The organism is Microcoleus sp. F4-D5 (assembly GCF_036704885.1).
Classification (GTDB): Bacteria; Cyanobacteriota; Cyanobacteriia; order Cyanobacteriales; family Microcoleaceae; genus Microcoleus.
In genome coordinates, this window is the sequence record NZ_JAUBSX010000043.1 from 48,322 (window position 1) to 57,953 (window position 9,632).

At 47.3% G+C, this 9,632-nt stretch carries 6 protein-coding genes; all 6 read right to left on the reverse strand.

What is annotated here, in order from left to right:
• Nucleotides 1–33 precede the first annotated feature (33 nt).
• Nucleotides 34–2,202 (reverse strand): hypothetical protein, encoded by a 2,169-nt coding sequence (locus tag QUA80_RS19845; protein ID WP_333426821.1) that lies wholly within the window; start codon nucleotides 2,200–2,202, stop codon nucleotides 34–36.
• A 14-nt stretch (nucleotides 2,203–2,216) separates the two neighbouring features.
• Nucleotides 2,217–2,933, reverse strand: coding sequence for a hypothetical protein (locus QUA80_RS19850; RefSeq protein ID WP_333426822.1), 717 nt, complete (start codon nucleotides 2,931–2,933; stop codon nucleotides 2,217–2,219).
• A gap of 345 nt (nucleotides 2,934–3,278) precedes the next feature.
• A complete protein-coding gene (locus QUA80_RS19855; RefSeq protein WP_333426823.1) occupies nucleotides 3,279–4,409 on the reverse strand; it encodes a hypothetical protein in 1,131 nt (376 codons plus the stop codon).
• Nucleotides 4,410–4,508: 99 nt separating this feature from the next.
• Nucleotides 4,509–5,516 (reverse strand): hypothetical protein, encoded by a 1,008-nt coding sequence (locus QUA80_RS19860; protein ID WP_333426824.1) that lies wholly within the window; start codon nucleotides 5,514–5,516, stop codon nucleotides 4,509–4,511.
• A 5-nt stretch (nucleotides 5,517–5,521) separates the two neighbouring features.
• Nucleotides 5,522–8,773, reverse strand: a complete 3,252-nt coding sequence (locus QUA80_RS19865; RefSeq protein WP_333426825.1) for a hypothetical protein — start codon at nucleotides 8,771–8,773, stop codon at nucleotides 5,522–5,524.
• Between the two features lie 144 nt (nucleotides 8,774–8,917).
• Nucleotides 8,918–9,523 carry a hypothetical protein gene (locus tag QUA80_RS19870; RefSeq protein WP_333426826.1) on the reverse strand — a complete coding sequence of 202 codons (606 nt, stop codon included), beginning with the start codon at nucleotides 9,521–9,523 and terminating at the stop codon, nucleotides 8,918–8,920.
• Between the last annotated feature and the right edge of the window lie 109 nt (nucleotides 9,524–9,632).

Genomic DNA, 9,632 nt, shown 5'->3' on the forward strand with positions numbered 1-9,632 from the left:
GGTTCCTTGAAAGGGGGGAAAATGTCAACTCCGTTATCTCTGCACTGTGACAAACGCATTGACAAATACCGAAACTTGAGTTCCTTCTGGTACGATCGCCACGTTGCCTCGCTTCAAAAGTTCTTGCGCGTCGCGATCCGATCTTTCTCGCAGCCGTTGGGCAGTAGGTGTAAAGAATCCCTCTAAAGCGGCTGCTAAAATGTTAGGTTCAGGCGAGGTTGTTGTTTTAACAGCCGTACTGCCAAAAAAGCCGCTCTGCTGGCTGAAAGTTTCTTGGGCGGGTCGATTAATTATTTCTCCTACCCGCCCCAAGCTGCCGAGAATTCCCACTAAAATATCAGCCTTGGCTATTTCAGAACCTCTGTCAAATAAACTGTCGGCAATGAGAGGTTGGTTATCGGTTCCGCGAACGATCAAGTTTCCCGGAGGAATGGGTACTTGTTGGATGCGGCCAGCAGAATCGGGGTAAACAAGCGCCACCACGCTTTGAGAAACCAGCCGATTTCCGCGCGTGACATTTTCTACTTGAGTAATTAAGACGGTGCCAGATGGCAAGGCGATCGCCCCGTCAGTTGCCATTATGTCCTCCGTCAATTGGACGGCAAACCTTCCGGCTGTCGGGCTTTGGCCTGCTTCGTCCCAAATCATCGGCACGATTACCTTGGCTTGAACAGATGACCCGATGGCTATCTCTCTCATTGCTGTGCTGCTTTCAGTGTTTTCGCCCGCAGTTGTGCGGTTGAGGATTCCAGCTTCTCCAGGGCTCATGATTTTGGCGTTTACAGCCGAGCCAGGATCTCCAATTGCGATCGCGGGTATCTCTTCCATTGGTGCGGTCGATTGTGGGCTTTTTGGCGAACTGACTAGCACTGACTGCGGGTTTTGAGAAATCGGCTGCACCGGCTGCTGTTGGGGCAATGGTATCGGTGCTGCTACTGCACTGGGGAGCGGTGCCTGTGCTGCTGCAGGCGCAATTGCTACTGTGCTGGGGGGCGGTGCCGGTACTGGCATTGCTGGCGGCACGGCAGGGTAGTTTGCCGCTGTCATCCCCGGCGCGATCTGGCTAGGGAAAGTTGCGGAACTGGCAGAAATACCTTCAGCATTTAGCTCTTTAACTGCTTGACCTCTGCTTTGCCCCAGAGAAGCTAATTGCGCCCAGCGCTCGTAAGGATCTACTTTTTCTGGTGAGGGCGACGGGGGTGGTGGCGCAGGTCGAAGTGCCAGCACGGCGGGCGGCGGTACGGGGCGCGGTAATGGCGTCGGATGGGGGCGAGGCGGGGGCGGTGCAAGGCGCGGTGCAGGGCGCGGTGCAGGTGGTTGTGGAGGAGGAATCATCTGTACCGTCCTTGGCGGTGGCGGATTAAAATTTTGAACCGGCCTCGGGGATTCAGACCTTCTAGCGACTGGTGCAGGTTTTGGTGCAGGTGTCGGTTTGGGAGTTGGGGTCGATCGATTTTTAGGTTCAGGCGGCTGAACTTCCAGCGCCCGCTGCTGATCTTGAAATGCCAGTCGGCTTTTTAGTTCTCCTGACTCGTCTTCAGAAACTTGAGCAGGTTTAGGGTTCGGCGTCTTTGCCTGTTGGCGGACGGGTTTAGGAGCAAAAAACACAAACCAAAAGAATCCCAAGATGCCGAGAACTGCGCCAGTACCTACTAATACTGAAAACGTCCGAACTTCGGGTTTCTCAGAAACAGAGCGGGTTTCTGCTCCTTCGCTGTCCTGTTTAATTCTGTGTTCAAAGGCCAATAATTCATCGGCGTCTCCGTCATGTCCGGCCAGTTCTCTTTCTTCCTCACGGCTCAACTTTTTGCCATTGCTGCCAGCACCATTGGGAGCGTTAGCTGCCTGAAAACTGTTAGAAATGTTGGAAAAGTTATGGGCTTCATTAGAGGAATGGTTGCCGTTAGAACAGTTGGAAAAGTTATTGGTTTCTTGAGAGGAGTTGTTGCCATTAAAACTGTTAGAAAAGTTATTGGTTTCCTGAGAGGAGTGGTTGCCGTTAGAAATGTTAGAAAAGTTATTGGTTTCCTGAGAAGAGTTGTTGCCGTTAGAACTGTTAAAAAAGTTATTGGCTCCATTAGAGGAGTTGTTGCCATTAAAAGCGTGGCTAGTTGTGCTGCTAGGCGTATTGTAGGAAATTTCTTCAATTTCATCAGGTTCGCCATCAAATTCACGCCCGTGTTGAAGTTCTTTTTCGCTCATGTTTTTACCTGCTATTACTTGGGTTGAAATTCGGTAATTTTGTTGATTTCTAAGCCCGCCGAACGAAGGTCATAAACTTTTTGTTCAAAAGCTGAGGCTTGGCTACCTAGCGGCGGGGTTTGGATTTCTACAGCTTTGATTCGGAAAGTGCGATTGAAAGGAATTCTTTCATCAATTCCTGACGTGCGATCGACGAGCAGCCGGGTAGCAATCATGTCAATTTCCCATTCGCCCGGACGGACTTCTCTGGGTTCGGATAAAAAAGAAATGATGACAGTCGCTCGCAATTGACCCGTAAAAACTTTATTGGGGACGAGTTCAGCGATGTCAGGGAGAGAAGCTTTGCCAAAATTGGGTTCTAGGAGTAACGAAGCAAAATAAGTGCTGGTAGGAACTCGTTTGGAATTGACTTTAATCCCTGAATCTGTATCGTTAGTTCCTGGTATTTTATTGTCCCAGTTGAAGGTTAACTCTGCCCAATTTTTGACAAAATTTTGGATGACTGAGGGATACCGAAAAAACCGATCTCGTTCTGCTACGTAATAAGTCTGACCGTTGATTAGCTGGACTTGCGTTGTCTTCATAGCAGCTACCGAGTTGATTCGGTACGCGACGAAGAGGTGCAGAATTAGGGCGAGGATATTTACTCCAGTTAGGATGAGGAAGCACAATGCCAGTAGATTTTTAGCTTCTGGCAACAATGCAGTTTGTGAAAATCTTTGTAGCTTCATAAAACATTTCGGTAAGTGTGAAAAACCCGTAGTTTTAAGTTAGGGATAAAACACGGCACGAGTAGCTTTAGCTACTTTCCAGTCCTGGCGCAAAAAGCACCTAGGGTTAGTGACCGAATAATTAGTAATTCGCAATTAGTTATTCGGAATTCGCAATTAAAGAAACCGAGCGCTCAAATAATTAGTATTTCGCAATTATTAATTAGTAATTCATAATTCAGGATTAAAGAAACCGAGCGCTAATTCCGAAATACTAATTATCAAGAAACGATTTACTTTCACTACCCCGCATTTATGCGTGGGTAATTACGAATTACGAATTATCAATTCCGAGTTACATTGACATCACTTAAATCCTTTGTTCATTGCCAAATTAGCGGCTGCTCCTATAGCGTTGCTCAAAACATCGACGAGTTGTTTGGCATTGCTAGCGATGCCGCTGTACAGGGCAATTCCTCCTCCGCCGGCGATTAATAGGGCTAAGCCGGGTGCGAAAATGCTGATAAAAAAGAGGAAGGCGACATCGCTGGCTAATTCGGCTCCAGAATTGACTAGCACGGTGGCTGCTAGCCCGACAACGATGTTGTATCCAAGTTGGACACCAAATAAGCTCAGAAATCCAGTTGCCCAAGCCCAAATGGGCCTGCCCTGCAAGGGAAGTAGCGACAGCCCCATCGCGATCGGCGAAAAGAATGCTGTTAGTAAAAGGGCTGCTTCAAGGATGTTGACAAACGCCCACTGGATGCTATAAAGAATGAATCGGATGATTGGTATTGCTTTTTCTCGAAACACTGAACCGGGGTCAGTTATAAAAGTCGCGGCATCTTGAGCAGCACCGAGCAAGCTATTATTCCAGAGGGTTTCACCAAAAGCCCGCAGCGCTTGCAGAGGGACAGAGCCGGCGGCTTGCCTTTCAGCTTCGCTAACAATTTTCCGAGCAGCTTCTTGCTTGGAATTCCAGCAGGTTAGCAGTTCTTGTCCGACTTTATTTCGGCATTCACCGTAGAGATTTTCTAGTTGTTGGCGGCCGATATTGCTGATAGTGACATTGGCGATCGCGTCCCTAAATGTCATTTCTCCTAGTTGCGCTTCGAGGACACCTTGGACTTGCCTGTAGGCAAAACTCCTGGTAAAAATGACGGTATTTGCTAGCAATTTGCCGTTAGCGCCGAGGAACAGCATGATGACGAGCGGCCAGACGAACAGTGCTGCCAGTTCTGACCATGACTGCTTTTCGATAATGTCTTTTCCGCTGCTTAGAGTTAAGAACAGGATGCTGACGGCTGCTAGGGTGATGCCGAGCGATACTAGACCGACCCACAGCCCAGAAGCGATCGGGTCAATCGTGCTAATCCAAACTTTGTCCCAAGATTCTGAGGTAGTCTTAGCCAGGTTAATTGACTCGCTAACGATGTCTAAGGATGACCCTTCTGCACCACTCGTTGGGGGTGTAATTTGTGCTAGAAATTCTTTCATTTTTCCTCGGAAAAAACTTCAACTTTGTATTCGACAAAACTGTCAGTCTGTACCTAAACTAGGCAGATAATCGCGGATTCAATTTAACGGCTCGGAGCATTAATTGGGAGCGACAAACCTGTTAGTTGAAAGTGAGGTTGTGCTGCTGTCATTCGGTTTTCCCAAGTAGCCGCCGCCGGGGAGCATCAACATTCCCGCCTGATAGCTGGCTTGGTTTCCAGACGCAGTGCTGCCTCGGCGATCGCCCGTGTTCAGCGCGGATATTTCCTTAGCAGCTTGCGATAGCAGCACGTTATTAATGGCTCGATCTGTGCGAGCTTGCTGAGATTCCTGTAAATTTCGCATCTGAACTTGTGCGCTCAATGCAGTCTGTTGCGAGAGGTTTTGGAGAATTTGTTGAGTAACGTCGAGGCTCTGCGATTCTTCGCCCAATTGGACGTTTTGTTCGGTATATTGTCGAGTTGCTTCTAACACTTGGAAGCTGTTTTCTTGAGCTTCTTTGCTGAGGGTTGCTCCGTCAGCTATGCCGATAGCGGCGCTGCGCTGAGCTTGAGCGTCTAAGTCAGACATGATGTTATATGAACCTTTGCCGTCTAATTTGCTCGACTTAGTTTCGAGTAAATCTGACAGTTTTGTTCCTTCTGTCTGGGACGTTGGAGCTTTAATAATTTGGCTGCTGACTTGGCTCAAATCGGGAATTTGGATAGCTCCGAGAGAAGAGGAAAGGAGTTCGTTTAAAGAGCCAAATAGCTCGTTTTGCACGAACCCTTGGATGTCGCCGATAAAATCGTTGACTTGTTTGAAAACATCTTCAATGGGAGCTAAGAAACTTCCAGCAGTAGGGGCTGGATATCTCACAGCCGCTTGTTGTGTACTTGGCACGAAAATGTTTTGGGCTGGAGATTTCACAGTCGCTTCTTGTGTAAGTGGCACCAAAATGTTTTGGGCTGGAGATTTCACGGTCGTTTCTTGTGTACCGGGTACGAAAGGAGGAGTTGTTTGAGCTAAACTTGGCCTGACTTGAACGATTAATTCCAAGCTGGCTAACAGGGAAACTGCTGCTAGTTTTGTAGCAGGTTGCTGCATCAATTGAAGTCGATATTTCATGGGAGTTATTTTTGGATTTTTGCAAAAACTTGAGAATTGTTGCTGCGAACATCGGATGCCATTTTTGGCTGAGCATTGGTAGCTATGGTGGCAATTTCTAAATTTTGACCGATGCGATCGAAGCCTTTTCCTTCTTTCACCGCTGCAATGTATTCTTGGGTGAAATGCTTTAGCCCTTGAAGCTGCCCTTTGAGGGTAGGAGGATATTGAGCCATGATGCGATCGCGGGCTTCTTTTTCATTTTGATTGTTAGCAACTGATGCCAACATCATCTCTCCGGGGTAGAATCGCGATCGCCAAAATCTTCCTCCTTTCTCAATCAGCCAGCAGGAGTAGAGGTCAGCAGCTCTTGGCAGAAAAGATTCCGTTGCATTTGAACTGATAATTTGCGGGTCGTACCCCAAATATTTGTGAGCGGCTGCTACCCCAGAATTGGTTATCCTTCCAGTAATTCGGTAGACCATATTTTGCAGAATTTGTGCTCCTGCCGAACATTCGCAGATAGCATCAAAATCTTGGCTCAATAGCAAAACAGCTATGCCATCTTTTCTGCCAGTGGCGCAGAGTTCGCCGACAACTGATGCAAAACCATCTTTTTTGAGTAGGACGCTCAATTCATCTCCAATAAACAAGCTTTTGGGGTGAGAAAGAGCGTTGCGGACGCAAGCAGCATGGGCGTTAATTGCCATTAAATAGGCATCTTGTTCGTTAGAGAGTCCCGATAGGGCGAAGAATTTAACAGCCGGCTCTGGGGAAAATGTGCTGGGCTGACCGATCGCTTTTCCCAAGCGGGATGTTAGCAAAGCATTTCCTTGGCTGAGGATTTGATTGATGGCTAGTCTGTCTAGTTCTTCAAAGGACTTAAGATTGAGCCTTTCTTTGCTGCAAAACCTCAGTAAGTCTTGCAAAGTTGGTATTTGCTGCCATTCGGGAGATTGCCAACCTTTTTCAAATGCTTTGTTGTACCGAGCGATGATTTCTGGATCTCTGAGGTACATATCGAGCATTCGCAGGATAATCGAATCGACCCGCTGGGCTAAGTGGGGATTGTGAATTTTGCCCATTGCGATCGCCACCAGAGCTTTGCGGATAAATTCTTTCCAAGATTCCATCCGCCGTTCTCTTTCAGCTTTGTCGAACTTGCGGAGGTCGGGCGGTTCTACTAAATTGCTAGACCCTTGGCTGATGTCGTAATATGCGCCTCGATCGCCCAAAAGTTCGATCGCGGTTTTGAAGGTACTGTTACCCCCGCTGCTGATGTCCATCCCGACAACAGGGATGTTATTCGCCAGAGCTTCAATGGCAAAACGCCAACCCAAAACGCTCTTACCCGAACCCGATTCGCCAGTAATTAAAGCGCGACTAATTTGGCTGTAGAACAAGTCAATAAAAATTGGCTTTCCGCCTCGATGAGTGATAAATTCAACTCCTTTTTTATCCAAGTCGCGGGGAACTGTTAGCGGCAGAATTCCTGCGGCAGTTTCAGTGTCGAGGGTGAGGCGGCGTTCGCTCAAAAATGAACCGCTATGCAGCAACCATTTCCAAGTAACGGGCAGGCATTGCAGCCAAATATCCCAGGCAACGTTCCGCTCGCGAATGACTTTCGCAGTTCCAAAACTATTAGAGAGGACGTTGCAGGCTTGGCTTAATTCTTCCGCAGTGTTTCTGTACACTAAAAAGGCAACGGCTGCATTGAGGGGTACGGCTCCTTGGTAAAGCCGGCGCTGGGCATCAAAAGATTCCTCCTGTTTAATTTCAGCGCCAATATCGCGCCCTTGTCCTTTAGTTATAGCTCTGCTGCTAGCGGCTTTTGCTCCTTTCGCTTGTCGGGCTAAATTATCATTAATTACGAGAGAATTTCCGGCACTAATTTCAACCCAAGCTTCTGTATCGCGGACGTAGCTTGAGGACATCACCTCCCAAATCCATTTCAATTGCTGGCGGGTATTAATCCAGCCTGCGGGCGCGTCATACATTGTCAGAACAGCGCATTCTTTTCCCTTTCCCGTTAGATAGACGCGGTTGTTGCTCTTGCGGTGTTCGGGGCAAGAGGATACGCCATTCGTTCCTTCAATTAAAACTGTAGAAATGTGTTTGTCAGTTGTCTTAATTTCGCTGAGTTGATAGCCAGAAGGCGTTTCTTCAAGTTTGACAACTTGAGGGATTTGCGGTGGTTTACTGCTGTTAAACCGCAGCCACAGCCATTCCCAAAGCTCTGAGGAATTCATGGGACTAATTTCGAGTCCCATTTTGGTATTCAGGAGAATTTCCCAGCGGAGGAATCCTTGTTCAAAAGAGTTGAGTAGCAGCTTCGTGTAAAATTGCTCTCTGTAAGTTCGGGTGTTGCCCGCAATGGTTTCCACAATGGAATCGCACAATTTTTTGACTCCATCAATGGCTTTGCCAATGAAATCTCTGGAGATAATTTCGCCTTCGTTATCGGCCGTCCAAGTACAGAAAGCAATTTGCTCCCAAACCTGTCTAGTGCCTTGATGAGTTTGTTGGCGGAGGCGGTACTGTTCGTTTCGGATCAGTACAGATACGGGTTGGAGTTCAGCGGTGTCAGCCAATTGCTCTAACTCTTTTTGCCTCGCAGCATCGCTGCTGTAACAGCCGGTGCAGAAAGTGATTTTTTCACTGGGTGGGATGTCTTTCATTCCTTCTTCAAGAGAAGCTGCAAATGCCGATACTTCGTTCCTAAATAGTAGGTTGTGAAGTCCTCGGAGGCGGAATCCAAATACCAGTTGGTAGCTAGTTCCGTTATTGAGGAGCATCCCAGACACTTGCCTGCCATCTTTTTCAATTTCCACCAAACAGCAGAGGTTGATTTCATTTTGGAAAGGCATAAATTTGCTCCTTCCACCATATTGATTGGGTACAATTTTGGGTTTCAATTTGATGCGGATTTGTGAATCGTAAGGTTTGCCTTGGATGCTAGGAGGGCGCAGGGAAGAGATGGGAGAAATATAGAAGCTGTCGCCGCTACACCACTCATCTCCGGGGGGCTTGCGGAATTTGTCAGTAAAGAGGTGGGGTTGATTCCCTGTGAGGAGCCACCAGCTTACAATTAGCCAAAGTGAGACAGTGAAGAACCAACCCAATCCCAGGCTAAATAGACCCATTGTTAAGGTGTAGGCAATGGCGGTTAAGAAGCACCAAGGTAGAATTTGATTGGCAGGAATGAACCCGATACTTGCTTGTTTGCCCAGGATTTTATTGACTCTGATAAAGTCTTTTTCTGGATCTCGTAAAGCCATTGGTGACTCCTTTTTTTGGCGTTGCTGAATTGAAGTATGAAATTTCACGCGCTCGATATTTCAAGCTCTTAATCTCTGCGAGGAGAGCGTTTCTGTCTAAGTAGAATTCATACCCTGATTCAGCAACGCCCTTTTTTTTTAGTTCTAAAAGGTCAAAGTTGTAATTACTCCCAGCGGTGGCAGGTTGGGGGCAAAACGAGCTGTAGTACCGCTACCGTCGCCGACGAATAAGAAGGTAACAACGTCTATGGCAATTACAATGCCGAAGGCGAGGGCAATTTGGGTGACAATTGGCCGCCAATCATTACCTTGCTGCGCTTGGTTGTAAGAGAATAAAGCAGCGGCGGCTACTAATAAGAGAAATACGCCTCGAATGGCATTGAAAATTAAAGCGATGGTTGATTCGTCAATGGCTGTTCCTCCTCCGGCTGCTCCAGCTTCGGTTGCTAGATTGGTCATAAATGCTTGGAGACCGCTTAGAAAAATGGCTTGTGCTGGGGTTTGAAAGTTATTCAGGAACATTGTTACTGTGATGACAGCAACGGCTAAATGCCAGAAGCGAATTTTGCTGCCCAGCAGTTTTTCGAGGATGGGAATGCTGCGGGTAATTTGCCACAGTCCGAAGCACACCAGAGATGCACAGCTAAATACGCTGACAAATAAGGGTTGGACAAGTGTTAGATAAATGGCTGCAATTAGGCAAATTGCAATGAAGGCTAAATCGGCGTTATTGAGCTTGAATTTACGCATGAATGTGTTAAAATGACTGCGGCGTTTTTGGGTAATACCATTTTTCTAAAGATGTGCTAGAGATAAAGAATGTAAGATCCAAGACCATCCTGTGAGAAAACCAATGACA